The organism is Boseongicola sp. (assembly GCA_014075275.1).
Lineage (GTDB): Bacteria > Pseudomonadota > Alphaproteobacteria > Rhodobacterales > Rhodobacteraceae.
The window spans coordinates 818,958-844,631 of the sequence record CP046179.1 but is presented as its reverse complement, the minus strand read 5'-3'; the positions used below and the strand labels follow the sequence as shown (position 1 = coordinate 844,631).

At 54.9% G+C, this 25,674-nt stretch carries 18 protein-coding genes and 1 pseudogene; 7 read left to right on the top strand and 12 right to left on the bottom strand.

Translation table 11 applies throughout. The features are described from left to right. Positions 1 to 148: 148 nt before the first annotated feature. The 5 genes from lpdA to GKR98_04230 form a co-directional block, all read right to left on the bottom strand. Entirely contained in the window at positions 149 to 1,543 is a 1,395-nt protein-coding gene (gene lpdA, locus GKR98_04250; protein QMU57480.1) for a dihydrolipoyl dehydrogenase, read from the bottom strand. Between the two features lie 202 nt (positions 1,544 to 1,745). Continuing rightward, positions 1,746 to 2,330, bottom strand: coding sequence for a DUF924 family protein (locus tag GKR98_04245; protein QMU57479.1), 585 nt, complete (start codon positions 2,328 to 2,330; stop codon positions 1,746 to 1,748). A 57-nt stretch (positions 2,331 to 2,387) separates the two neighbouring features. Continuing rightward, entirely contained in the window at positions 2,388 to 3,686 is a 1,299-nt protein-coding gene (locus GKR98_04240) for an MFS transporter (GenBank protein ID QMU57478.1), read from the bottom strand. Between the two features lie 85 nt (positions 3,687 to 3,771). Beyond that, positions 3,772 to 4,827, bottom strand: coding sequence for a tRNA preQ1(34) S-adenosylmethionine ribosyltransferase-isomerase QueA (gene queA / locus GKR98_04235; GenBank protein ID QMU57477.1), 1,056 nt, complete (start codon positions 4,825 to 4,827; stop codon positions 3,772 to 3,774). 4 nt (positions 4,828 to 4,831) lie between these two features. Further along, the gene (locus GKR98_04230; protein ID QMU57476.1) at positions 4,832 to 8,224 is read right to left on the bottom strand and encodes a hypothetical protein; all 3,393 of its coding nucleotides are present in this window, start codon (positions 8,222 to 8,224) and stop codon (positions 4,832 to 4,834) included. Between the two features lie 12 nt (positions 8,225 to 8,236). On the opposite strand from GKR98_04230, the gene GKR98_04225 reads away from it, so the two are divergent. The 5 genes from GKR98_04225 to GKR98_04205 all read left to right on the top strand — a co-directional run bounded on the left by GKR98_04225 (position 8,237) and on the right by GKR98_04205 (position 13,098). Further along, positions 8,237 to 8,698, top strand: a complete 462-nt coding sequence (locus tag GKR98_04225; GenBank protein ID QMU57475.1) for a redoxin domain-containing protein — start codon at positions 8,237 to 8,239, stop codon at positions 8,696 to 8,698. After that, a complete protein-coding gene (locus GKR98_04220) occupies positions 8,695 to 9,504 on the top strand; it encodes a DUF455 family protein (GenBank protein QMU57474.1) in 810 nt (269 codons plus the stop codon). The genes GKR98_04225 and GKR98_04220 overlap by 4 nt, the downstream gene beginning before the upstream one ends. A gap of 178 nt (positions 9,505 to 9,682) precedes the next feature. After that, a complete protein-coding gene (locus GKR98_04215; GenBank protein QMU57473.1) occupies positions 9,683 to 10,981 on the top strand; it encodes a peptidoglycan DD-metalloendopeptidase family protein in 1,299 nt (432 codons plus the stop codon). Continuing rightward, complete coding sequence (locus GKR98_04210) at positions 10,971 to 11,480, top strand: polymer-forming cytoskeletal protein (protein ID QMU57472.1); 510 nt, start codon at positions 10,971 to 10,973, stop codon at positions 11,478 to 11,480. The genes GKR98_04215 and GKR98_04210 overlap by 11 nt, the downstream gene beginning before the upstream one ends. Positions 11,481 to 11,559: 79 nt before the next feature. Further along, positions 11,560 to 13,098 (top strand): MFS transporter, encoded by a 1,539-nt coding sequence (locus GKR98_04205; protein QMU57471.1) that lies wholly within the window; start codon positions 11,560 to 11,562, stop codon positions 13,096 to 13,098. Here the strand turns inward: GKR98_04205 and GKR98_04200 are convergent. From GKR98_04200 to GKR98_04190, 3 genes are all read right to left on the bottom strand, one after another. Next, a complete protein-coding gene (locus tag GKR98_04200) occupies positions 13,095 to 14,222 on the bottom strand; it encodes a peptide chain release factor 2 (GenBank protein ID QMU57470.1) in 1,128 nt (375 codons plus the stop codon). The two genes, GKR98_04205 and GKR98_04200, sit on opposite strands and share 4 nt — an antisense overlap. A gap of 78 nt (positions 14,223 to 14,300) precedes the next feature. Beyond that, positions 14,301 to 15,917: a hypothetical protein gene (locus tag GKR98_04195; protein ID QMU57469.1), complete on the bottom strand. Its 1,617-nt coding sequence runs from the start codon at positions 15,915 to 15,917 to the stop codon at positions 14,301 to 14,303. Positions 15,918 to 16,163: 246 nt separating this feature from the next. Further along, positions 16,164 to 18,713, bottom strand: a complete 2,550-nt coding sequence (locus tag GKR98_04190) for a PBP1A family penicillin-binding protein (GenBank protein QMU57468.1) — start codon at positions 18,711 to 18,713, stop codon at positions 16,164 to 16,166. A gap of 152 nt (positions 18,714 to 18,865) precedes the next feature. On the opposite strand from GKR98_04190, the pseudogene GKR98_04185 reads away from it, so the two are divergent. After that, positions 18,866 to 19,320: pseudogene (locus tag GKR98_04185) on the top strand (SAM-dependent methyltransferase). On the opposite strand, the gene GKR98_04180 reads toward GKR98_04185, so the two are convergent. Together GKR98_04180 and GKR98_04175 are read right to left on the bottom strand one after the other, a co-directional pair. Continuing rightward, a complete protein-coding gene (locus GKR98_04180) occupies positions 19,295 to 20,497 on the bottom strand; it encodes an AMIN domain-containing protein (GenBank protein QMU57467.1) in 1,203 nt (400 codons plus the stop codon). The pseudogene GKR98_04185 and the gene GKR98_04180 overlap by 26 nt on opposite strands. Positions 20,498 to 20,564: 67 nt before the next feature. Continuing rightward, positions 20,565 to 21,716, bottom strand: a complete 1,152-nt coding sequence (locus tag GKR98_04175) for an aminotransferase class I/II-fold pyridoxal phosphate-dependent enzyme (GenBank protein QMU57466.1) — start codon at positions 21,714 to 21,716, stop codon at positions 20,565 to 20,567. A gap of 152 nt (positions 21,717 to 21,868) precedes the next feature. On the opposite strand from GKR98_04175, the gene GKR98_04170 reads away from it, so the two are divergent. Further along, positions 21,869 to 22,627, top strand: a complete 759-nt coding sequence (locus GKR98_04170) for a thioredoxin domain-containing protein (GenBank protein ID QMU57465.1) — start codon at positions 21,869 to 21,871, stop codon at positions 22,625 to 22,627. A 530-nt stretch (positions 22,628 to 23,157) separates the two neighbouring features. Here the strand turns inward: GKR98_04170 and ispG are convergent. Both ispG and GKR98_04160 read right to left on the bottom strand, forming a co-directional pair. Further along, on the bottom strand, positions 23,158 to 24,288 hold the full coding sequence (gene ispG, locus GKR98_04165) for a flavodoxin-dependent (E)-4-hydroxy-3-methylbut-2-enyl-diphosphate synthase (protein QMU57464.1): 1,131 nt from the start codon (positions 24,286 to 24,288) through the stop codon (positions 23,158 to 23,160). A gap of 78 nt (positions 24,289 to 24,366) precedes the next feature. After that, a complete protein-coding gene (locus tag GKR98_04160) occupies positions 24,367 to 25,632 on the bottom strand; it encodes a DUF4115 domain-containing protein (GenBank protein ID QMU57463.1) in 1,266 nt (421 codons plus the stop codon). Positions 25,633 to 25,674: the final 42 nt, after the last annotated feature.

The window sequence follows — 25,674 nt, the reverse complement described above, 5'->3', positions numbered from 1 at the left end:
AACACGACATCCCCATAAGCTATCTCTTTCTTCTTAGGCCTATGCGGTGCCTGCCGCCCAAAAAACGTGCGCGACAAAACTGATCATCAACAATTTAAAAGACCCGGATCGCGATCCGGGCCTTCTAAACTTCGATGCCTTTGTTGGCTTAGATGTGGATCACCCGATCATACGCATCCAACACGCTTTCATGCATCATCTCGCTTAGCGTCGGATGCGGGAAGACGGTGTGCATCAGGTCTTCTTCGGTCGTCTCTAACTGACGGCCAACCACATAGCCCTGGATCAATTCGGTCACTTCCGCGCCAACCATATGCGCCCCCAGCAACTCGCCGGTCTTCTCATCAAAGACGGTCTTAACCATGCCCTCGGCTTCACCCAAAGCAATCGCTTTGCCGTTGCCGATGAACGGAAAACGCCCGACCTTCACCTTATACCCAAGCTCTTTTGCCTTCGCCTCGGAATATCCGACGCTGGCAACCTGTGGATGACAATATGTGCAGCCTGCAATGCTTTCCGGCTTCACCGCATGCACCTTCAGTCCGGCGATCTTTTCGGCAACCATAACACCTTCGTGGCTGGCCTTATGCGCCAACCAGGGCGCACCCGCTATATCGCCAATGGCATACAATCCCTCAACGCCAGTGCCACAATATTCATCCGTAACGATATGCGTGCGATCAACTTTTACGCCAAGAGCTTCCAGGCCCAGTCCTTCGACATTGCCAACTATGCCCACGGCGGAAATAACAGTGTCAAAGTCCATCTTTTCGACTTTACCGCCGCTTTCGATATGCGCTGTTACCTTGCCCTTACCGCGATCCAGTTGCTTGACCATGGCTTTCTCCATGATCTTCATGCCCTGTTTCACAAAGCTCTTCTTGGCAAATGCGGAAATTTCGGCATCTTCGACCGGCAGCACGCGATCCATAACTTCCACAGCTGTCGTGTCAGCACCCAGTGTGTTGTAGAAACTTGCAAATTCAATCCCAATCGCACCCGAGCCAATCACCAGCAACTTCTTAGGCATACGTGGCGGCTGCAAGGCGTGCTTATACGTCCAGACCAGATCGCCATCGGCTTCCAGACCGGGCAGTTCCCGCGCACGAGCGCCGGTTGCCAGAATGATATTTTTCGCCTGAAGCTCTTCCACGCCCTTATCAGTCTTGACCGAAACCTTGCCCTTGGCAGGTAATGTCGCCTCGCCCATGACAACTTCGACCTTGTTCTTCTTCATCAGATGACCAACGCCGCCGTTCAACTGCTTGGCCACTTTGCGCGACCGCTGAACCACTGCATCCAGATCGTAGCCGATGCCATCCGCCTTCAGGCCGAACTCTTTTGCGCGATGCATCAGGTGAAACACTTCCGAGGATCGAAGCAACGCTTTGGTCGGGATACAACCCCAGTTTAGGCAAATGCCACCCATATGCTCGCGCTCGACAATCGCAACCTTCAGCCCCAACTGACTGGCGCGAATAGCGGCTACATAGCCGCCTGGCCCAGCCCCGATCACTACGACGTCGAATGTTTTTGCAGCCATCAGAATGCTCCTGCGCGAAAATTGTTTGACGCTAAACTATCTGCCACACTCCCAGTGCATTGTCACCCGTGTGACGTTGACGCATTCGCAATCCCGTTACCCGCGACACGCAAAGCAAAACGCGCCCGTAGGCGCGTTCAACAGATTGATTTAATGCGATCGAATGTGTGCTGTTGCACCAGACCACCGGCCGACAGGCCAGTTACGCGGCAGTCTTGGCTTTCAACGTTTCGATTGTGTAGCCGTATCCGCCAGCTTTAAGATAATCGGATTCTCCTGCCTGACAGACGCGCCCAAGCGCTTCGTTCCGATACGGGAACCGCCCGAACTGCCGGATCACTTCACGATGTGCTTTCGCATACAGCAAGTTTCGTTCGCCGCCCTCCGGCATCCGCGTCATAAACAGGCGAACCGCTCGATCCTGATCCACCAGACACTCTGAATGCATCAGCGGCACATAGAAGAATTGCCGCGCCGGTTCGTCGATCTTAACGTCCCAGCCTCTCGCAATCGCCGCTTTAGCCGCTGCGCGGGCCAGTTTGTCGGCTTCAAACGCCTTGCTTGATCCACGAAACATGTTCCGCGCGAACTGATCTAACAAGATTATGTAGGCCAAAGTGCCTGAAGGATACGTCAACCAAAGCGACAATGATCCCTCTTTTGCACGATTGTATGCATCCTCGAAACGGTCGCGAATTTTTTCGTCCAATTCGTTGCCGCCCATGTACCAGTCCTTTGGCGAACACTCGTCCAACCAAAAGCTTAATATGTCTTCAGGGTTTGCCATTACACCAGTTCCCGTCCACCCGTTTTACTCCCCCGCAAACGAATCGTTACAATATCTTCATTCTCGATCAAACACTTCTGTGTCGTCATCGGATTCTTCTTCGCCAGTGTCGACATTTTCAGCATAGTATTCCTGCGCTGCCTCAACTGCGACCGATGTGACAGTCATCGGTAGGGGCGCGTAGGGGACCGCGTCATAGTCACTTTCCTCAGCATAAAGCGACCGGCGCTGTGTCATCCGATAGCCCGCATAAGCCGCCATCAGGAACATGAACAGCGACAGATATATCCAGAACCCACCTGGTCCGATTTCGGTCATCATCCAACCGGTCAGGATTGGGCCCAATACAGCACCGCAACCGTTCACGAACAACAAGCCGCCGGAAGCCGCCGCCATGTCCTCGCTGGAAAGGTAATCATTGGTATAGGCCAGCAGCAGCGCATACAGCGGGTTTGAAACGCCCCCCAATACAAATGCGACGATCAACACCACTTCATATTGGTCACCGGACATCCATCCGACAATTCCGGCAAAGCCACCGGTAACTGCCGCAGCGCAAATCAGGATCCGCCGATCCATACGGTCACTCAGCCAACCGATTGGATACTGCATCAGCAAGCCACCTAAGAAGATTGCCGACACAAAAGCCGAGATTTCAGCAACGGAAAACCCAGCCTGGGTGCCATAGACCGAAGACATTCCGAACTGGGCGGCAAAAATAGTGCCCAAAAGGAACAGGCCGATAAATCCAAGCGGGGAAATTCGATACAATTCAATCAAACTCATCGGTTTCGTGGTTTCGAATGCCGGTGTTGCTGTGACAGTCAGCAAAATCGGCGCGAACGAAAGCGAAACCAAAACGGATGGAATGATAAACAGCACATAACCTGCCGGATCTGCCACGTTCAGCAGACCTTGCGCTGTAACAATGCCGGCCATTTGCGCAATCACATAGAGCGACAACGCTTTACCTCGGTTCTTGTTTTCTGATGCGTTGTTCAGCCAGCTTTCCGCAGTCACATAAAGGCCCGAAAATGAGAATCCAAAAATAACGCGCAGCACGATCCACGCCCAGGGCTCTGTCACTGTTGGATAAAGGATCAATACAGCCGAAACTAACGAGCCAAGTGCCGCAAAAACCCGGACATGGCCAACCCGCCGGATCAGTTCGGGCGCAAGTTTCGAGCCAAACAGGAACCCAGCAAAATACGCGGATGTAATGACCGACAATTCAGCCGTCGAGAAGTTCTCAATCGCCCCGCGAATACCGATCAGCGAGCCCTGAAGGCCATTACCGATCATCAGCAGAAATATTCCAATCAATAGCGCCCAGGCGCTGCCAAGAACCTGTAACATGGTCTACTCCACGATGCCTAAATCTGCCTCTACGCCTTTATCGATGTATCGACGCGCTCTGATGCGACTCACACAAGGTCGTTTTTTAGCCCTTTGGCAGAAGTAACGAGGCATCGCCATAGGAAAAAAAGCGATAATTCTCACCAATTGCGTGGGCGTAGGCCTGCCTGATGCGTTCTCGGCCAATAAACGCCGACACCAGCATCATCAGAGTGGATTTCGGCAGGTGAAAGTTGGTCATAAGAGCATCGGCCACTTTGAATTGAAATCCTGGCGTTATGAAAATGTCGGTCGCACCAGACCACTCCGCCAGCACTCCTCTCTCATCCACGGCCGATTCCAACAGACGCAGAGCGGTAGTACCGACCGGGATGATACGTCCACCGGCAGCTTTGGTTGCTTTAATTTCATGTGCTGCGCGGTCGGTGATCTCGCCGCGTTCGGCGTGCATCTTGTGTTCACGCACGTCGTCCACCTTTACTGGCAGAAACGTGCCTGCCCCGACATGCAATGTAACAAACGTTATTTCGATGCCACGGTCTTTAAGTGACGCCATTAACGCCTCATCGAAATGCAGCGATGCAGTTGGTGCCGCGACGGCACCGCTCGCCCGCGCCCAGATAGTTTGATAATCAACCTTGTCTCGCGCATCGGCCTTCCTCAGCGCTTCGATGTAGGGGGGCAGCGGCATTGCCCCAGCCTCTGCCAATGCCGTGTCAAATGCGTCGCCGTGCAAATTGAAACGCAACTGCGCAGTACCATCAGAACGGCCGATGACCTCCGCATTCAATCCTGCACCAAACAATATCACTTCGCCGTCACGCACCTTTCTCAAGGGCTTTAAAAGGGCCAACCATTCACCGCTCGGCAAAGGATCCAACAAGGTTGCTTCAATTCGGGCTTCGGTCACGCCTTCAATTCCGCTCCTCTTGCGCACACCAGAAAGACGAGCCGGAATGACTTTCGTGTCATTCAACACCAATCGATCACCCGGGTTCAAAAAGGACGCAAGATCAATAACACGCGCATCTTCGAGCCTATCTGGACGCACAACCAATAAACGCGAAGACGAGCGCGGCTGCGCAGGCCTGGTCGCAATCAGCCGCTCTGGCAGATCAAAGTCAAAATCTGAAAGCTTCATAAAATCATTCCACAGGCGACCGTCGCCGAAAAATATCGCGCAAGAACCCCGGCGTCAGAACCGACAGTGGGTTCACACTTACAACCGGAGCGCTGGCCGGTCCTGTCATTCGATAGTTGAACCCGAACAACCCTTCGCCGCGCCTTGAAATCACTCGTCCGATGGCATTCACAAAATAAACCGGTGAGATCACACCAGCAATGTCCATTTGTTTGGACTCCAAGCCATAAATACCTTCGGCTGATATTCCCATCGAAACCCCAACAGCTGCGGCATCGCGCAATACCAGCGTGTCCGGGGTCAACCTGAAATTTCCGTCGACAACGTCAAATAGTATGCCGGGACCAGATAATTGGTTCAAAAGCCCCACTACACTTAGGGCATCCAACAACGCCGCCATCGCCGGTGCCTCTTGCAACCGGATATCTTCGATCAAAAACTGACCGTCGTAGTTACCGGATGGCGTCCCGACAACAGGGGTCAGCACAATGTCCATTGTGCCCCCCCGAGCATTTTCAGTGACACCAGCATCACGCAAAACACCCCCCGCATCAGCAGATTGAAGCCGAACACCCGTGCCTGCATTTGTGGTCGCAAGGGTGCCACGAACCAAAGTCTGTCCTTTCAACCGCGCTTCGAACGCTCCTGAAAGTCCGGCCTGACCAGCATCAATTTGCCCAACGAATGGTGCCAAAACGATGTCATCCGAAACGATCATGGTCTCGAGATTGATATCAATTGGTGCACGATCTCGACCACCGGCTCCAGCACCCTGCCCCCGCGGATATTCTCGCAGATCGAACTGCCCGCCCTCGATTGAGATCGCTGGCGTCAACCCTTCGCCACGAGGCGTCAGACGAACACTCGCATCCAGCCAATTGCCCACGCGCACACGATCGAAAACGGCATCTCCCAAACCGCCACCTTCATTAATCTGAACCTGCCCATCAAATGCCAGGCCAGGCGCCGAAAACGCCATGCTTTCCAGTTCGGGAGTTTCGCCAAGTGAAACGTCCAGTTCCAACCCACCAACCTCCGAAGCGGATTTCAACCAATCCAGAGCATCGACTCGCAATCCAAGACCCACCAAATCTGATTGCACGGACAGTTGCGGGGTTCCCTCGGCGGGAAGTGCGACGTCAAATCTGCCTTCACCGCGCCCGGAAACCATCCCATCCGGTAGCGATACGCCAAACGCGACGAGCGTGTCCTGTGACAAAGCCACCGTTCCGGTAATCTGGGCGTCTCCATTTGGAACTGACACGTCTTGTCGCCAGTCCGCGTTCATAGGCACACCGTCCAAAGCCATCGGACCCGAAATTCTGATGGCTTCACTATTCGCCGTCAATCGCAGCTCTCTTGCAGTGACGGATCGTCCTGGAACAACCTGATCCGAGCTCACGTTGCCCAGGCGGGCCTTGACGTCATAAGCGACTTCGGCGCGCGCCACTTTTCTCTTCAAAGGAACGGCAAGATCGACAGAAATATCTGCGTTGGCACGGGCGAAATCGATGGGGCGTCCAGCACGCTCCAATAAATTGATTGGTCGATTGTTCAGAACCGAAAAGGCGGCTTGCAAAGGTCCGTGTGCCCGAATTTCAAACTCACCAAGTGCAGGTTTTAATCGAACATCACGGACGGTCAGCACTGACCCGGCGCCATCTAACCGACCACCCTCAGCCGCTTCAATAACGCCTTCCGTCATCACAAAACCAAATGCCTTGTTCCCAAGACTGCCACGCCCCGCACCACCGGTGATATGCGGCATGTGATCCATGAACCTGACAACACCATCTTCAAATTCAAAGCTAAGTCCAAAATCAGGTTTACTGCCCGGAAGCAGGCGGAAAGCACCGAAAACATCGGTCAAACGCCCCTGCAATACATTCCGCTTAAGCCACGTCCGGGTCAGCAGAGACTCTGTTACCGGCCAGAACTCGAACACTTTCTCGGGCGAGATCACGTCTGCCTCAAGATCGATAGCTACACTCCAGCCCTCTTTGCGTGCCTCTATATTTCCCGATCCGTATATCGTTCCGCCAATTCCATCCGACACTGCGATCTGGGCCAACTCCACAGAAAACGGGTCCAATCGCAGCCGCAGATCGGTCCGAACATCTTCCATCTGCACCGGCGCTTCGAAAAAGGATGTGTCCGTAAACTGTGCTTCGCTGACGATCAGCTGACCGACATATGCGCCTGGCCACCCACCATCGATTTCGCTCAAATATGTATGCCCCGTCGCATCTGCCGTCAGCCGCTCCGAAGCCACACTCAACTCGGTGAAATCCAGACGCTGCCGGTCCGGGTCATACGTAAATGCCGCTGTCGCAACCTCAAACATCAAGGGTTCAGAGCCCTCAACAGGATTAAGAGACCCGGCCTCAATATCCAATGAACCGGCCAATGACGTCAGCCCCTCGACACCATCAAATTCGGCCTGAACAGCCCCAGACAATGGCGCATCCAGCAACGACAACCAGGCAAGAACCGGTGACTGGATGGCAATATCTGCCGCGGGCATCTCGGCCACCTGGATATCTACCGATGTATCCTTTGAAGTATGGTCAAATCCAAATGAGATCTGAACTTCGGCGACCTCATCTGTTCCGTTAAAAACGTCCGAGGCCAGGAACATGGTCAACCCGTCATTGTCACGTCGGACGTTCAGATTTGCGTTGGTCGCCTGCCAGATGCGCCCGCTGCGGGCGTCTTCGACGGTCAGGATCACTGCGGTTGCCGAAACTTCTCGAATAGATCGCAAAGCATCACTGGCCAGAAAACCATCCAGCGTCCCCAAAAGGTCAGGCAAACTCTGAGTTTCCGCTTCAGCAGCAGCCGATGTCACAATTGAAAAATCACCGTTGGCGGCACGGCGGATGGTCACTTGGGCACCGTTCAATTGAATGCGCTCAGGCGACAAACGACCGCGCAGCAGTTCACCAAGCGAAACACGCGCCTTAACCTCGTTCAGAAATGCAACCGCGCCGCCGCCCGGATTTCCAATCGACACGTCGCGAAAGCGGGCAACCGGCGCCCCATCTTCAATCAACATCTCGATTTCACCCAGCGTCACCGCTTCGCCGGTTAAACGATCATTAAAGGATGTCGAAATTCGTTCTTCGGCCCAATACGGCACCGGCACAGATCGACCCGTTAAAGCCAAACCCGCAACAAAAATCAAAAGCGCCGCAAGTGTCAGTCGAAAGACGACACCCACGCCCAACCAGCGACGCCGCACGCGCTGCTCCCGCCGATCATTCGTCGGGGCCTCGTCTTCCGTCACTTTTTCTGCATCGTCTGACATGTGAACCGGCAAAAAATCTCTAATTGGGCTGTATTCTCTTTCGAACCGCACTAAAACCCAACAGGCATTTGTGACACATCCCCGCAACATGGAGTATTGCCATTGTCCCTTGTTGGCCAGCCCGCCCCAAATTTCACGCTTCCACGCGATGGTGGAACAGAGATTACTCTGTCAGAGTTCCGCACCGGTCCAGTTGTGCTCTACTTTTACCCGCGCGATGACACGGGCGGCTGCACAAAGGAAGCAATCTCATTCACTGATCTCAAAGATGACTTTGCGGCACTTGGCACTGTTATCATTGGCGTGTCGAAAGACAGCATAAAAAAGCACGACAATTTCATCGCCAAACACGATCTGGACGTCATGCTGGCCTCGGATGCAGACGGCGATACCTGCGAGCGTTTCGGTGTTTGGGTCAAGAAACAAATGTATGGCCGTAAATTCATGGGCATCGAACGGACCACTTTCCTAATCGCAAGCGACGGAACTGTTGTGAACGAATGGCGAAAGGTCAAAGTCCCGGGCCACGCGGAAGCCGTGCTGGACGCGGTAAAAGCCCTATGATCACTCTGCGCGAAATGGCCGTCGAGGTACTCACGACAGCCGATGGACGAGAGAAAACCGCGCTCAGCCGAGAATTCGCTCGAAATTGGTTCGCCGCCCGCGACGCAGATGAACCGCCCAATATCGGCGAGGCAACACCCCCAGATTTTCCGGCCCGTCCGGAAAAGCCCGAACTCCTGTCGCCGCGCGATGTTCCAAGGCGCAAACCCGGTTCGCCGGACGGTCGTATCGCCTTGCTTCATGCTGTTGCCCATATCGAGTTAAACGCCGTTGATCTTCATTGGGATCTCATCGCGCGCTTTGATGACATTAATATGCCCATCGGCTATTACGACGACTGGGTGCGCGCCGCGGACGAAGAATCAAAACATTTCAACCTGATGTGCGACTGTCTTGAGGCACATGGCAGCCACTACGGCGCCCTTCCGGCGCACGCGGGCATGTGGCGCGCGGCCGAAGATACAATGGATGACATCATGGGCCGCCTCGCCGTTGTTCCAATGGTTCTCGAAGCACGCGGCCTGGATGTGACCCCGGGGATGATCAAGATATTCAAGCAGGCAAAAGATGCGCAATCGGTCGCAGCGCTGGAAACTATCTACGCCGAAGAAGTCGGGCACGTGGCCTACGGCTCGAAGTGGTTTCACTTCTTGTGCGGACGCCACAACCTCGATCCCAAGCCCGTTTTCCACGATTTAGTGCGCCGGTATTTCCACAGCACCCTGAAACCACCGTTTAACGAAGAAAAGCGTGCCGAAGCCGGATTGCCACCCGATTTTTACTGGCCATTAACGGAATCCAACTGATTTTCGGCAGAAAGCTGCCAAACTATCGCTCATCACAGCCGGTTTGACGCAGCTGACCTGCCCAAGGTTGCCAGATTTTTCCCTAACCGTTAACAATCTGCGAGCAGCACCTGGGGAAGGTCTGCCTCGACGGGACAAAATACGGGACGATACCTTGAAGCAGCCATGGGCGATTAAAATGCGCGCGTCGTTTGAACGCGCGTTCCCCGAACAGCGACTATTTTTACGGTCAGATACAGAAACACGCTTTATCCGCCTCAGCCCGATGACGCAGTTTGTCGGCTTGACCGGAAGTGCTCTGCTGGTCGGCTGGACAATCATTTCTTCTGCGATTCTGTTGATGCACTCGCTAGGAGCCGGTGACTTGCGCGAACAGGCATTGCGCGAACAGGCCGTCTACGAAAACCGCCTGAACACGATTGCACAAGAACGCGATGCGCGTGCACGCGAAGCCTCTCAAGCGCAAGACCGGTTCTCAGTCGCTTTGGGTGAAGTTTCCGCGATGCAATCCCGCCTGTTAGCCTCTGAAGACCGGCTGCACGAATTGGAAATCGGCCTTGATGTCGTGCAATCAACTTTGCGCGTGGCCATGCAGGAACGCGATGCAGCCCGCACAGAAAACGAAGACCTTGTGGCCCAGCTGGCCGAAACTGAAGCGGCACGCCCGGATACCACACGGTTGGCGGACCTTGAATCAACTCTTGGATTTGTCACTACTGCGCTAGGCGATCTTGCCCAGGATCGTGACAAGATGGACAACTACGTGAACGAGGCCGAAAACGCCCTGGACCGTATTGCCATGGATGCACGCCTGGAAGCCGAGCGTAATGAGCGAATTTTCAGCCAGATCGAAGATGCGGTCACAACCTCGCTCGAACCCATCGACAACATGTTCTCTTCTGTCGGGTTGCCAACTGAAAGCATCCTCGATCAGGTTCGCCGCAGTTATTCCGGTCAGGGCGGCCCGTTAACGCCTATTAGTTTTACCACAGATGAAGATGCAGAAACCGACCCGATGACCAATCGGGCCAACGAAGTCCTGAAACAACTCGACGAGCTTAATCTCTACCGGATTGCTGCCGAAAAACTGCCATTTGGGTTCCCGGTGAAGGGAACATATCGCTCGACGTCGGGATTCGGTCCGCGCTGGGGACGGATGCACGAAGGTCACGATTGGGCGGGTTCTCGCGGCACGGCCATCCATTCAACTGCGGACGGTGTTGTGGTCCATGCCGGCAGACAGGGCGGATATGGTAACCTCATCAAGATACGGCATGATTTCGGCTTTGAAACCCGATACGCACACCTGAACAGAATCCGCGTAAAGGTCGGTCAAAGGGTCTCGCGCGGCGAACGCATCGGTGATATGGGGAATACCGGACGGTCGACGGGCACCCACCTCCACTATGAAGTGCGCGTCGGCGGTAAACCCGTCAACCCGTTGAAATACATCAAGGCAGCTAGAGATGTTTTCTAAGAGCAAAATTAACGAGCCGGGCCCAAAACAAGGGTCCGAGGATAAACCTGAAACAAAGGCCCCCAATATGAGCGATTCCAAACCCAGCACTGATTTTTCTTCTTCTACGCCCAAGGCCAAGCCACCGGCGTCTGTGCTGTCTGCGGACCTGAACATCACCGGGAACATTAAAACAACCGGCGACATTCAGATCGAAGGCAACGTCGAAGGCGACATCCGCGCCCATCTTCTGACTGTTGGCGAAGGTGCCACCGTCAAGGGCGAGTGCATCGCAGACGACGTTGTTGTAAATGGCCGTGTTGTCGGCAAAGTGCGCGGCCTCAAAGTCCGCCTGACATCGACCGCACGCGTCGAAGGCGACATCATTCACAAGACCATCGCAATTGAAAGCGGTGCGCATTTCGAAGGTTCGGTTCAGCGCCAGGAAGATCCGCTCAGCGGCAACAAATCCTCGCCTCCTCCAATGGCCTCATCAAAGCCAGCGGAAGCTAAAGTCTGATCACTCCGGGATCACCTGAAAAAGGCGTCGCCAATTGGCGGCGCCTTTTTTCTGTACGCGTTTCAACACCGGACAAGTCATGACCGACGGCGCAATTCCCACCCACAAAACATTCTGCGCACCCGAAGCGCGCAAATGGATATTGGCCGCTGCCATTCTCGTATCCGCTCTGGGGTTCATCGACGGCACGGTCCTGTCCATCGCCACCCCAGCCATACGCGAAAACCTAAATGCTTCGCTGGTTCAGGCCCTTTGGTTCAACAATGCCTATATGTTGCCTGTCTCCGCGCTGATCCTTGTCAGCGGGGCTGCAGGCGACAAATTCGGAACCGCCAAAATCACGCTTTATGGCCTCAGCCTTTTTCTAGTCTCGTCAATCGGCCTCGCGCTGGCACCAAGTGCCGAAGCGTTCATCGCGCTCCGCGCCATCAAGGGCGTCGGCGCAGCCATGATGATCCCCGGCTCGCTTGCCCTGATCTCGCGCGCCTATCCACCCGGCGAGCGCGGCGCTGCCATCGGTGTGTGGGCAGCTGCGTCATCAGCAACAACTGCCTTCGGCCCGATACTGGGCGGCCTCATCCTCGGGATGGATTGGGAACATGCCTGGCGTCTGATCTTCGCCATCAATTTACCCTTGGGTGCCATCGCCCTTTGGTTGTTGATCAGTCGCGTCGGCACCGACACAACCCGCAGCGAAAACCCCCTAGACTGGCTTGGCGCGTTTTTGGCCACTCTCGCCATGGAAAGTGGTGCATTTGCCCTTAGCCTTATGGGCCAATCTGGTGCTAACATACTGCCATTCTTTGTGGTATCCGGTTTTTCGACGATCGCATTTCTGTGGTGGGAAGCGCGCGCGCCTTACCCCATGGTTCCGCTGTTTTTGTTTCGCAGCCGTGCATTTGCGGCTGCCAACCTGATGACGTTCTTTCTGTTCTTTGCTTTGTCTGCCGTGGTCTTCTACCTGCCTATGACAGTAATCTCAGTTTGGGGTGTGTCCGAGTTTCAGGCCGCTGCTGCGTTCGCTCCGTTGCCAATCTTCGTAGCGCTGATGTCAACCTGGGTCGGACGCACCGCCGACAAAATTGGCCCGGCCCCGTTAATCACTGCGGGCAGTATTGCCGTTGCCGTGGCATTTCTGGCCCAAACGCTCACCGTCGACCTCAGAAACTATTGGGGCATTATGGTGCCCTTAAATGCGCTCTTCGGATTTGGCATGGCCTTGGTCGTAGGTCCCCTTTCCACAAGTGTAATGGGCGCGGTCGGTGACGAACGCGCCGGGGCCGCATCCGGTATCAACAACGCCACCAGCCGGTTCTCGGGCCTGTTCGCCGTGGCCGCAATGGGCGGCCTCGCGACCCTGATCTACAGCGCCAATGGCGGCCCAACCAGTTTTGGAGAGATTGGCGGAAACGAAGCACACCGCGCCGCCACCGATGCCGGTTTCAAGGCCATCCTTGGCATTTCCGCCGGCCTGGCGGCTCTTTCGGCTGTCATATCATGGTGGGGTCTCAGACCGGAAAAATCGCCAGTCGAATTTGATGAACCACTTCCGGGCCCAACTCCTCAGGTGCCGGACGCAGTACCGGGCACACCGCCACCGCCGCAAACTTGGCGTTAGTCGTCGCCTTGCGCTTCGTCGCGCTTCATTCCTGAAACGCCCATCGCAAGCGTTGCCGCCATCAACCCGTCCAGATCCCCGTCCAACACGCCCTGCGTATCGCTGGTCTCAAAGCTTGTGCGCAAATCCTTCACCATCTGATAGGGCTGCAAAACATAGGACCGGATCTGGTTGCCCCAACCCGCATCGCCCTTGTTCTCATGGGCTTCCTGAATTGACGCCGTGCGCTTTTCCAGCTCCATCTGATACAGCCGCGACTTCAACGCTTTCATCGCAATATCACGGTTCTGGTGCTGGGATTTTTCAGAAGACGTCACCACGATATTGGTTGAAATATGGGTAATCCGCACAGCCGAGTCTGTTGTATTCACGTGCTGGCCACCAGCACCCGACGACCGATAGGTATCGATCCGAATATCAGAAGGGTTCACATCTATCTCGATGTTGTCATCCACCACCGGATACACCCAAACCGACGAGAACGAGGTATGCCGCCGCGCAGCGCTGTCATAGGGGCTAATCCGCACCAAACGATGCACGCCTGCCTCCGACTTCAGCCACCCATAAGCATTCGGCCCACTGATTTTATAGGCTGCCGACTTGATCCCGGCCTCTTCCCCGGCACTTTCAGACTGCAACTCAACTTTGTAGCCATGCTGTTCAGCCCAGCGGACATACATCCGCGCCAGCATCGAGGCCCAGTCGCAGCTTTCCGTGCCGCCTGCGCCCGAATTGATCTCAAGAAACGTGTCGTTGCCATCCGCCTCACCATCCAGCAAAGCCTCGATCTCGGCCTGCGCGGCGCGCTCTTCCAAAGCCTTCAACGCCGCCTCGGCCTCGGCCACAACTTCGTCGTCGCCTTCCATCTCGCCCAGTTCTATCAGCTCAACACTGTCCGACATTTCCTGCTTCATGCCGGTATAGCGATCCATCGCATCCACCAACGCTTGTCGGTCGCGCATCAGCTTTTGCGCCCGATCCGGGTCATCCCATAAATTGGGATCTTCGGTCATCGCATTGAATTCTTCCAGCCGGTGCGGAGCAGTTTCCCAATCCAACCGCTGCGCCAGCAATGCCAGCGACTTTTCAATGGCGGCCACCGTGTTTTCGGCGTCGGCTTTCATGATTTAACTCCCGGGGGATCGTTACCGGCTGGTGATATCAATGCCCCCCGCCCGCAGCAAGCGAACAGCGCGAATTCCTCAAAGAAGGAGCAGCAACAGGAATAAAAGACCGCCACCAAACGAGGTTGCTTCTGCTACCAGAGCCAAATCATCCCCAAAGTCATGCTCTTCCTCAGTGTCGGCCAGAATTTCAATGCTCGGAAGAATTGGGATAACGGTCGGAACTTCCAGGTCAAGTTCATTGCCTTCTGACCACGAAGCGATTTCCTCGGCCCCGGCTTCGGTCTTAGCGAACGCTAGCCGCACCACGCCAAAGTCTTCGTCCAGCGTGACCATGATACCATCATCAGACTGCGAAATGTCCGCAGCTTCGCGCACGCCAAGCTTATAACCTTCGGCCTCGTTGCTTTCGTCGACCTCTTCGTTGTCTGGGATGCCAAAAACCGCATGCCAGTCTTCCAGTTGCTCGGTTGTCAATTGATCGCCCCAGACCTCAAGATAGGTTTCTCCTAGTCCTTCCATCTGCAAATCAACTTCGCCCGGCGCATCCTTGCCCGCGGCTAGAAACACCACCAACTTGTCGTCATTCTCAAAAGCATAAACCGTGACGGGATCTTCGCGCGAGTAATCCTGATCGGTCGACAGAACATGGGTTCCACCGACACTTTCGTAAATCATTTTCATCATTTCGCCACCGGCGAAATCATAATGCTGATTGTCCGCGCCCTTGAATGACAACCGACCCGAATGGATCAAATCAAACCCATATACGGCACTCAGATCCATTCCCACTTCCGCATAGCTGGCAAAACTTTCCAACATATAGACGGCGTGTTCCTGACCATAGGCTGCCTCCCCCAGGATGGACTGCCAATAGTCTTCAAACGTGGTCGTCGTGCGCCCTTCAAGATCCACATCTTCGGCATCCATTTCCGGATTTTCGTCCAAGAACATGTTCAGCACTTCATTGCGTGGCAACGTGATCGTGTTCCAGGCAGAGACGAACAGATCAGGTGCCTCGGCGCCCGCGTCCTCTTCCCAAGCCGCCAGAATAGTTTCCAACTCATCAATCCGGCGGTCTACGCCTTCGGCGCGATAGGCAAAGCGGTGGTGAATGATCATGTCTGCGTGTTGCAGGTTCTCCAGCGCTAATTCCGCACGGATCGCCTCGTCATCAATCAGCGTTTTGCCGGCCTGCACCGCAATGTCGATGTCGGCTCCGACAAGGTTGATATTCGGATCGGCCAGTGCAGCGGCGATTTGGGCAATCATGATATCAGCAATCTCGCCATATTCCGCCGCGGCACTATTGGTACCATCACCGGAAAAATGTGCGTAATACTCGCTACCTACTTCGAAGATCATCTTTTCGGGCAATGCACCGTAGTCACCCGATAACAACTCAGTCAGAAATCCGTTCAGTTCGGCAACCAAAGTCTCGTGGTCGCCCACATACCGAACGGTCGGCAAGATAACCGAAAGGGCCGCTTCCTGATCAATAGCCGTCTGCATGATTTCTGATAGGTTCGGCTTGTTAAAGGCCTCGCTTTGCAGCCCCTCATATTCAAACCCAAACCGATCATCCCGGGTTTCGGCCAATGTTCCACCAGGCCATACAATCAGCCCGATGTTGGCGTCATTGGTCTGTTCCAGGAAACGATCAAGGTTTCGGTAGCTCGAATACCGAGCCCCCATAACTAAGTCCGAAAGGGACTCATCCGGATTTGCATAGGCAGAACTGCCTGTAACTAAAGAATAATCCAACACAACGAACACAACTCAAACATAAATACTGGTTAACACCATTCATTTTACGTCCAGTCAAAGTTTAGACAAAATTTAAACATCATCGCGCCGCAGTCGGATCACCCAACGCGACATTGTTGCAATATCAATGATTGGTCGCAGACCACCTTCACCGCCGCAGCCTAAACTCGTCGGTCAGTAAAGCCCGCCAGAAGATATCTCACCAGCCGTCGCTTGCCCCGGCACCGCATTCGGGTCCGTCACAATCTGCTGACCGGTCTGGTCCGGTGTCCGCCCTTCCGCCGCCAGACGACCCAGCTGCTCGTCTGTGAACAATGGCAGGTTCGCACCCATGGCAAATCCACCATCGAAGGTGATGCCGAACACCGGCTCTTCGCCTTCGCGGAAATACTCAGCCACCACATGTTCGCCAAAGGCATCATCTGGCAGACGTGCACCGCTAAAACGATCAATCTTGATAAACCGACCACCGGGCGGGATTTCAAAGCGCCCACCGCCGTATTTCTGAATGGCTTCTTCCATGAACTGCTGGAACACCGGCCCGCACATGCCCCCGCCCGAGGCACCACGCCCAAGCGGTTTTGGCAAGTCATAGCCAATGTAACACCCTGCCGCGATGTTCGACGTAAATCCCACGAACCAAACGTCGCGCGCATCATTCGTCGTGCCGGTCTTGCCCGCCGTCGGAACCGGCAATTTCACCGTTCCCGATGCCGTCCCTCGCTCGACCACTCCCCGCATCATCGACGTCAGTTGATATGCCGTAATGGCATTCATGACCCGCGAGCGATCCGAGGTGATCCTGGGCGCTTTACCGTCCTCTAAAACTGGCGTCGCACAATCCTCGCAGTTGCGCTCGTCATGGCGATAAATCGTGGTGCCCCAACGATCCTGAACGCGATCAACCAATGTCGGGCGCACGCGCTCGCCACCATTGGCGAACATCGCATAAGCGGCAACCATCTGATACAAAGTCGTTTCCTGGCTTCCCAAGGCATTGGCCAAAAACGCCTGCATCGTATCGTAAACACCGAACCGCTCAGCATAGGCCGCAACAGTGCGCATTCCGACCTCTTCGGCTAATCGCACCGTCATCAGGTTTCTCGACCGCTCGATACCGGTTCTTAAGGGGGTTGGCCCGTAAAATTCGTTCGACGCATTCTTGGGGCGCCAAACCTGCCCGCCCCCAACATCCACCTCAATAGGGGCATCGATTAAAATGGTCGCGGGCGAAAATCCACTGTCTAAAGCGGCGGCATAGACAAATGGCTTGAAAGAAGACCCCGGCTGTCGCGCCGCCTGTGTGGCTCGATTAAAGACAGAATGCTGATAAGAAAATCCACCCTGCATGGCTATGACGCGACCGTTGTTCACGTCCATGGCCACAAAGGCCCCCTGAACGCCCGGAACCTGACGCAGGGAAAACACCGGATCATCATCCGTGCCGCCTTCGTGGCGCACATGAATAACATCACCAACAGTCAAGATATCTCCAGCCCGCGATGCACCTTTAAGCCACCGCAAATCATCGGGCGTGATCCAATGCCCATCGACACCGTCTGCCCAACCCTCGACACCAACACGCGCCGAACTGCCGCCAACCTCTAGTACAACCGCCGGAAACCACTTCGGGATATCCCAAGATATCTGCGCGCCCCTAAGAGCAACACGCCAGGCCGCCTCGCCCTCGATGTCACCAATCAGAGCTTCGGGATCCAGACCGCCGTCATTGCCCCGCCATTCCCCCTGTTCACGATCATATTTCTCTAATGCATCGCGCAATGCCCGCGCTGCAATTTCCTGCATTTCAGGATCGTTGGTCGCACGCACGGTCAAACCTGCCGACTTGAAACCGACATCGCCGAAATCGCGACTTAACTGCCGACGAATCTCATCCGTAAAGTAATCGCGTGGGGGCAGTTTTTGCCGAAATGCTGTGTAGTCCCCAGCTTGCACCGTCAAAAGTGGCGCAACCCGCTCATCCGCGAATACATCGTCGGGAATATACCCATTCTCGTGCATCTCACGCAGCGTGTTGTTGCGCCAGAAAACAGCATCTTCTTCATGCCGTACAGGGTGTCGTCGCGACGGTGCTTTTGGCAAAGCCGCCAAATAGGCTGCTTCACCGGCCGACAGATCTGCCAACGGTTTGTTAAAATAAGTCTGAGCCGCCGCAGCGACCCCATACGAGTTTTCACCAAGGAATATTTCGTTCAGATAAATCTCAAGGATCTTCTCGCGATCCAGCGAATTGACCATCCGATTGGCCAGAATGATCTCGCGGATCTTGCGTTCGATTTCGCGCTCACCGCCCAGGAACATGTTTTTGGCAACTTGCTGCGGAATGGTCGAAGCCCCGCGCACCGATCCGCCCCGGCTTTCCACAGCCTCATAGATCGCCGCGGCAATACCCCTCAGATCAAAACCGCGATGAACATAAAAGTTCTTGTCTTCCGCTGAAATGAAGGCGTGCTTCACCAATTCCGGAATTTCATCGGCAGGTGCATAAAGCCGCCGCTCCTCCGCAAATTCGTCGACGATCCGCCCTTCAGTTGAATAGATCCGGCTAATGGTTGCAGGCTGATATTGCGCCAGCGTCTCATGATCCGGAAGATCACGCCCAAAGACCAGGAAAATGGCACCAAGCGTCACCGCACCCATGATCATGCCAAGGGTGATCAGGCTGAATAAGCCACCAAAAAATGACAGGATAAACCGGATCAAAACACTGCTCTCATTTGCACGTGCCTGCTATATCGGGTGCCCGGACCGTGGTCAAAAGGGCCGTTGCGTCTAATAGGCCGGAAACAGCCTGTTGCTGGTAACAATTTTATGAGCCCTTGCAGAGACTTGGCAACGTCGCCATGTGTTGCGCCATGGCGCCCGAAAACATCCTTCCAACCTATGAGGCCGTCGCCGACGGTTGGGACCGAAACCGCAATCGCACGCTGTTCGAGCGCGCTTGGCTTGACCGGATGCTGGCGGCAGCCTCTGGCCGTCGTGTGCTCGACCTTGGGTGCGGATCTGGTCGTCCAATCGGGACTTACCTGCATGATAGGCGCCCGACGATCAAAGAAAGATGTTCCCGATATTTGCAGCCCACGCCGCTCCGAACGCCGCTCTGATGTTCACTTCCGGACACCAAAGCGGTGTCGCCATGGGAAGTGTGGAAGGCCATGAAGTTTATCATTCCAGCCTGTCCCCTGAGGAATACGAGCAAATGCTGAAAGACAATGGCTTTAAAGTGCTGCACTTCCGGCCCGAAGATCCGACGTGTGGTGGCCATACTATTTGGTTGTCACGCTTCACTGGCGCAGCCTCTGCCGCCTGACCGCATCTTCGTCCGCCCAAACCTCAAGCGCGGATAAAATCGTCTCCGTTGCAGCCGTACTCCAGTCTTCTGAACTTAAACGTTCCCGGTCTTCACTCGACGACAGAAAACCAAGCTCGATAAGAACCGAAGGAAGCTCTGCGGATTTCAATACCGCAAATCCTCCGTGCCGCAACGGACGTGAATTCAAGGGCAGCCCAGACTGTTCAAAACGATCTACCAAAGCCACTGCAAGGGCTTCGGCTCGGGGTGTGGTCTCATGCCGTGCCAAATCCATCAATACGATGGCGATTTCATCTTCAGCAGCCGATAAGTCCACACCAGACAGTATATCGTTGCGCGCATGACGTTCGGCCAATTGAAGCGCGGCGCCATCCGTCACGCCGTCCGACAGGGTATAAACAGTCATCCCCGAGGTAGTTCCCGCATCGTCTTCCAAAGCATCTGCGTGCAATGACAGGAATATATCCGCGCCCGATGCCCGCGCCAAAGTCAATCGTCGCTCCAGCGGAACAAATACGTCTTCTTCGCGGGTCATAATCACATCGAACCGCCCATTGCGCAAAAGCGTCTCTTTTAGACGCCGCGCAAACGACAACATCAGATCGGCTTCCCGCAATCCGTCAGCCTCAGCGCCGGGATCAATCCCGCCATGTCCGGCGTCCAAGGCAACACGGATCCGACCAGTTTCATTGCGTAATATGGGCACTTCGAGCGGCGCTGCCTCTCCGGGCGCCCCGGCTGCCGTGCGAAAATCTTCTGCCGTCGTCGGCATCAACACCAAGTTTAACCGCGCGCGCCCCTCATCGCCGACCAGCATTTCGGCGCTGTCGATCACAAAGGGCTCCCGCAATACCGCGACCAACCGCGACCAACCGGGCCGATAACGGCCCACATTGACCTCGGCAATCCCAGCCGACGCATTCCGGGGAACATCGTCCCATTCCACTTCCGAGAAATCGATCACCAGCCGCGCGGGATCGCTCAGGGTAAAAGTCCGCCATGGGACAGATCCGGTTAAATCGATCGCGAACTCGACACGACCACCATTGTCGGAAAAAGCGGCACCCTCTGGCCCCAAACGAACCAACACATGCCCGGACTCAGCAGATAAGACAGCTGACGAAAGCACGAAAAACGCCAAGACGGCGCCAAATAACTGACGAATAATGCACATTGCCTCGGTCTTTTATCTTGTTTTGTCAGCAGTCTACACGAAATGGCAGAGCCTGACAAAAGGAGTCTCAGGAAATATGACCCCGATTACGCATGAATGTTTCAAGCCGATGCAGACCTTCAGAAATGTCGTCGGTTGATCGGGCATAAGAAAACCGCAATGTGCCGCCGCCTCGCGCCTTGTCAAAGTCTAGTCCTGGCGTCACTGCCACACCGACTTCCTCCAATATTTCACCGGCTAAGGCCCTGCTGTCGTCGGTGATATCCGAAACATCCGCGTAGATGTAAAACGCCCCATCCGGCGGTGCGATCCGCGTGAACCCAGCTTTGGGCAAGCCGTCCAGCATTAACCGACGGTTTTCTGCATAAATTGCAACATTGCCCTCTAGCTCATCTTTGCACTCCATCGCTGCCAAAGCGGCGACCTGCGACGCGTGGGGGGCGCAAATGAACATGTTCTGCGACAAGCGCTCGATTGTGCGGACATGAGCCTCGGGGACCACCATCCAGCCAATGCGCCAACCGGTCATAGAAAAATACTTGGAGAAGGAATTGATCACATAAACATCGTCGCTGATTTCCAGGGCCGACACCGCTGCGCGTTCATATTCAATTCCGTGATAAATCTCATCGGAAACAAAGGCTGTGCCGCGCGCATGCGTTGCTTCGATCAATGCTTCCAAAGAGTTGCGATCCAACATTGTGCCCGACGGGTTTGCCGGCGAGGCCACGATCAGGCCCTGAACGTCTTCCGGCAGTTCACCAGGCACCGGCTGATAGCGATTTTGCACCACGGTTTGAATATCTACCGGTTCAAGACTGAGCGCCCGCAAAATTTGACGATAAGACGGATAGCCCGGCGCACCCAAGGCAACCTTGTCGCCAGCATCAAAAAGCGCCGTGAACGCTAAAAGAAATGCCCCCGATGAACCCGCCGTGACAATGACGCGATCCGGCGAAAGATCGACGCTGTAGCGATCCCTGTAATGCTGAGCAATCTTCGCTCTCAACTCTGGTATGCCCAGTGACACAGTGTAGCCCAGCGATCCTTGGGACATCGCTCGTTGCAAGGCATCCCGCGCGCCCACAGGCGCGGGCGTTCCCGGTTGACCTATTTCCATGTGGATTACCTGGCGACCAACTGCCTCGGCCTTCGCCGCTGCCTCCATGACATCCATAACAATGAAAGGATCCACTTCAGATCGCTTGGACAACCGCATCAGCCAACACCCCCTACTTTGCCCCTCCCTGCCAACCGCCACCCGTGGCGTCAATGCCCCGATTGCCAACAATCACACTACACAACTTGGTGAAGCCATTGCCTGATCCCACCCTTTCATGATCCATTTGGTCGAATTTCGATTTGGAGAGTATGATGCGTTTTCTGGCCGTCCTTTCAGTTGCTTTCACTTTTCTGGCGTCGCTTCCGGCTCTGGCATTTGACGTGCGCGCGATGACACCCGAAGAAGTCCAGGCGTTTCGCGCCGAGGTGAGATCCTATCTGCTCGACAACCCGGAAGTGCTGATGGAGGCAATCGCCATCCTAGAACAGCGCCGCAACGAACAATCCCGCGACGCCGAAGTCGCCATGATCGAACACAACAGCACGGTCATTTTTGATGATGGTGTCAGCTACGTTGGCGGTAACCCTGATGGCGATGTTACTTTTGTCGAATTCCTCGACTATCGCTGCGCCTTCTGTAAACGCGCTTTTCCGGCTGTAGAAGAACTGATCGTCAGCGACGGTAACATCCGGTTCATCGTCAAGGAATTTCCAATCCTCGGCGAGGCTTCTGTTCTGGGTGCCCGCTATGCTCTGGCGACGAAACGTGTCGAGGGCGATGCGGCCTATAAACTGGTTCATGATGCCATGATGGAAATGCGCGGTGACCTGAACCAAGGGTCAATCGCAAGGATTTCAAAAGAGTTCAGTTTGGACCATGACGATATCGCTGATGAAATGGACTCCGAAGAGATTACACGGATAATCGACAACAACCGCATGTTGGCGCAGCGCCTACAAATTCAGGGCACACCGTCCTTCATCATGGGAAGCAACATATTGCGTGGGTTTGTCGAACTGGACCAAATGCGCGCCATCGTCGATGCCATCCGCCAGGAACAGGGCTGATTGCGCCGGCTCCGCCGCCGCGGCAGGGCATTCTACTGTAGTAGAATGCCAATTTTCAGGGGCGCTGCCCCTCGCGCGCAATGCGCGCTCACCCCGGGATACTTATGGGCCAATAATAAGGCCTTCAGTAAGACTTAGGTAGTCCGAAAAGCACCTGAGCCCTGGCGAACACCAGTGTTGAGGCAACCCGAAACGGTGGCATAATTTCATCAACGCAATACGCCGGGCACCGGGTAAAACTTATCCGCTTTGAACAGTGGTCAATCGGTCCAAGAGCAGTTCGAAATGTCATTATTGGCCCAGAAATATCCTCACCGAAGGTCCACGCGCATCGCGCGTGTTCCGGATTTCGCGTCGAAATCCGGCCACCGGAAACTTAACAAACTCTGATACCAGCGCACGAGACCACCGACGTAATACCGACGCGATGCAGTCCGGCGCACAGCGCTTTTAAAAGCCGTGTCGTGACTCAAACTGCATCTAATGAACTCGCCGCAATTCCATCGGTGGATTTGCCTTTATCGAAGCAATTACTCTGCAGCCTCGGACACCGCCTCTGCCGCATCCAATTCAGCTGCCTTGGCTTCAACCTGTTCTACGATGTGCTCAACCATCTGATCGTTTGACAACTTATGGCTTTGCTTTCCCGCCAGATAGACCATTCCATGCCCGGCGCCACCGCCGGTAAAACCGACATCCGTCATCAACGCTTCGCCTGGTCCGTTCACCACACACCCTATGATCGATAAGCTCATAGGTGTCTTGATGTGTTCCAGTTTTTTCTCAAGTTTTTCAACGGTCTTGATGACATCAAATCCCTGACGCGCGCAAGACGGACAGGAAATAATGTTGACACCACGATGCCGCAACCCGAGCGCTTTCAGGATTTCATATCCGACTTTTACCTCTTCCACCGGATCCGCGGAAAGGCTGACGCGAATTGTATCACCGATCCCCATCCACAAGAGATTGCCCAACCCAATCGAAGACTTGATCGTTCCTGACATCAGCCCACCTGCCTCAGTGATTCCAAGGTGAATGGGCGCATCAGTGGCGTCGGCCAAAGATTGATAGGCTGCAGCCGCAAGAAAAACATCCGAGGCCTTACAGCTGATCTTGAACTCGTGAAAATCGTTATCTTGCAATATTTTAATATGGTCCAACCCGCTTTCGACCATCGCATCCGGACAGGGTTCGCCATATTTTTCCAGCAGGTCTTTTTCAAGGGACCCGGCATTTACGCCGATGCGGATCGAACAGTTGTGATCCTTCGCGGCCCGGATCACTTCCTTAACTCGCGCCTCGCTACCGATGTTGCCCGGATTAATTCTAAGACATGCCGCACCAGCTTCTGCCGCTTCAATCGCGCGTTTATAGTGAAAATGAATATCGGCCACGATCGGCACCGGGCTTTCGGCCACAATCTGCTTCAGTGCAGCTGTAGATGCAGCATCAGGCGTCGACACCCGAACGATATCAGCACCCGCCTCTGCCGCCGCCTGTATTTGTGCAACAGTTGCCGCGACATCAGTCGTGTCGGTATTTGTCATCGTCTGCACTGTGATGGGTGCGTCGCCACCGACTGGCACAGAACCGACGTGAATCTGCCGCGACTTGCGACGGTAAATATTGCGCCATGGACGGACGTGATTCAATTCCAAGGTCTCATACCTATTTGCTGCGCCTTCCTGCGTTAGATACGCATCGGCACCGCCTAAGACAATTGCACAAAGAAAGGATTATTGGCTGGCTTCAGCGACCGCCACAAATCGCGCCAGATCAGAATCCGCGGCAGCATCGGCCAATGCGTAGGATTGGCGAAGTGCATCAGGCTCTAACACCACATCCTTAACAACCTCTGGCCCGCTGCCTGCCGGACCATAAGTCTGACCGTTTACAGAAAAATAAAGCGACTCTGCATTCCCGGCCCGCAACGATGCAAATGACTCAGTCAGCGGCACGTTGAATTCTTCGCCGGCGTCCAGAATTTTCTCAAAGATCACTGTGCCATCGGCGCCGGTCACTCGAACCCACGAAGGGCGAACCGCTAACAGCGAAACCGATGGCGAGCTGACCGCAACCACCTGAACAGGTGGTAAATCGCGCTTTTGATCGATATTCTGCAGGGCAATCTGCTCGACCACGAATCCCGGGGTTTCGCCCGCATCCTCGGCGCCCGTCGGTGGCATGGAGGCGATCACCCTGTCCACGTTAACAGGGGCAAGAACACCAATAGAAGTCGGATCAATCGAAGCAATTGGTCCGTCGCGCGCCACCAACACAGGCACTTCCAAGGCTTCCGGCCGATAAAGCCGGTCAAATCCTTCAGCCAGTTTGACGCCATCGTCGTTTTCCAGCCTGTCGCCAGCTTCGGCTGGGATGGTGGGCGCGAGCGGATCCAGCTCGGCCAAAACCTCCGGTGTTTGATCCACTGGAGTCAGCCGTACTTTTTGAACTTCCTGCAACACCGCCCAGCCGCCGTAACCGATCGAAGCAATCAACGCCAACAACACCATCACCGAACCTATTGCGCGCGGCTCGAAACCAGCGAAAACCGCTTCGGCCTTTGGCATATAGCTGACACTTGGTTCAGTGAATGGATCACGCAGGTGGGCCGGTTTCGGTCCCTGGCCTGGCTCGGATTTCCTGGACGGCTTCGACTTGCGACGCACAGAAGCATCCGCAGACATCCCATGCGCAACCTGAAAATTACCCTCTTCACAGAACGTCTTGAACGCCCATTCCGGGTCAAGCCCAAGATATCTCGCATACGACCGCACGTAGCCCGCCACGAACCCAGGCGTTTCAAACGCCGAGGCATCGGTATTCTCTATTGCTGCGATGTAGTTGGCTTTGATTTTCAGCTTGCGCTGCACATCCAACAGTGATTTTCCAAGGGTTGCACGTTCGCCGCGCATGATGTCACCGAGCAGCAGATCAAAATCGTCAAAGCCCTTCAGCTTTGACGGTTCGTCTTTTTGTGGCATCTCGCGACGCCCGCTCATGTGTCCTGCCCCATGTACTTATCCGCTGTCCCCAGCCCGTCA

Bases quoted from the DNA above. Each gene is read 5' to 3' on its own strand.
- lpdA (QMU57480.1), bottom strand. From the start codon at position 1,543: ATGGCTGCAAAAACATTCGACGTCGTAGTGATCGGGGCTGGGCCAGGC.
- GKR98_04245 (QMU57479.1), bottom strand. From the start codon at position 2,330: ATGGCAAACCCTGAAGACATATTAAGCTTTTGGTTGGACGAGTGTTCG.
- GKR98_04240 (QMU57478.1), bottom strand. From the start codon at position 3,686: ATGTTACAGGTTCTTGGCAGCGCCTGGGCGCTATTGATTGGAATATTT.
- queA (QMU57477.1), bottom strand. From the start codon at position 4,827: ATGAAGCTTTCAGATTTTGACTTTGATCTGCCAGAGCGGCTGATTGCG.
- GKR98_04230 (QMU57476.1), bottom strand. From the start codon at position 8,224: ATGTTGCGGGGATGTGTCACAAATGCCTGTTGGGTTTTAGTGCGGTTC.
- GKR98_04220 (QMU57474.1), top strand. From the start codon at position 8,695: ATGATCACTCTGCGCGAAATGGCCGTCGAGGTACTCACGACAGCCGAT.
- GKR98_04215 (QMU57473.1), top strand. From the start codon at position 9,683: ATGCGCGCGTCGTTTGAACGCGCGTTCCCCGAACAGCGACTATTTTTA.
- GKR98_04210 (QMU57472.1), top strand. From the start codon at position 10,971: ATGTTTTCTAAGAGCAAAATTAACGAGCCGGGCCCAAAACAAGGGTCC.
- GKR98_04205 (QMU57471.1), top strand. From the start codon at position 11,560: ATGACCGACGGCGCAATTCCCACCCACAAAACATTCTGCGCACCCGAA.
- GKR98_04200 (QMU57470.1), bottom strand. From the start codon at position 14,222: ATGAAAGCCGACGCCGAAAACACGGTGGCCGCCATTGAAAAGTCGCTG.
- GKR98_04195 (QMU57469.1), bottom strand. From the start codon at position 15,917: ATGGGGGCTCGGTATTCGAGCTACCGAAACCTTGATCGTTTCCTGGAA.
- GKR98_04180 (QMU57467.1), bottom strand. From the start codon at position 20,497: ATGTGCATTATTCGTCAGTTATTTGGCGCCGTCTTGGCGTTTTTCGTG.
- GKR98_04175 (QMU57466.1), bottom strand. From the start codon at position 21,716: ATGCGGTTGTCCAAGCGATCTGAAGTGGATCCTTTCATTGTTATGGAT.
- GKR98_04170 (QMU57465.1), top strand. From the start codon at position 21,869: ATGATGCGTTTTCTGGCCGTCCTTTCAGTTGCTTTCACTTTTCTGGCG.
- GKR98_04160 (QMU57463.1), bottom strand. From the start codon at position 25,632: ATGAGCGGGCGTCGCGAGATGCCACAAAAAGACGAACCGTCAAAGCTG.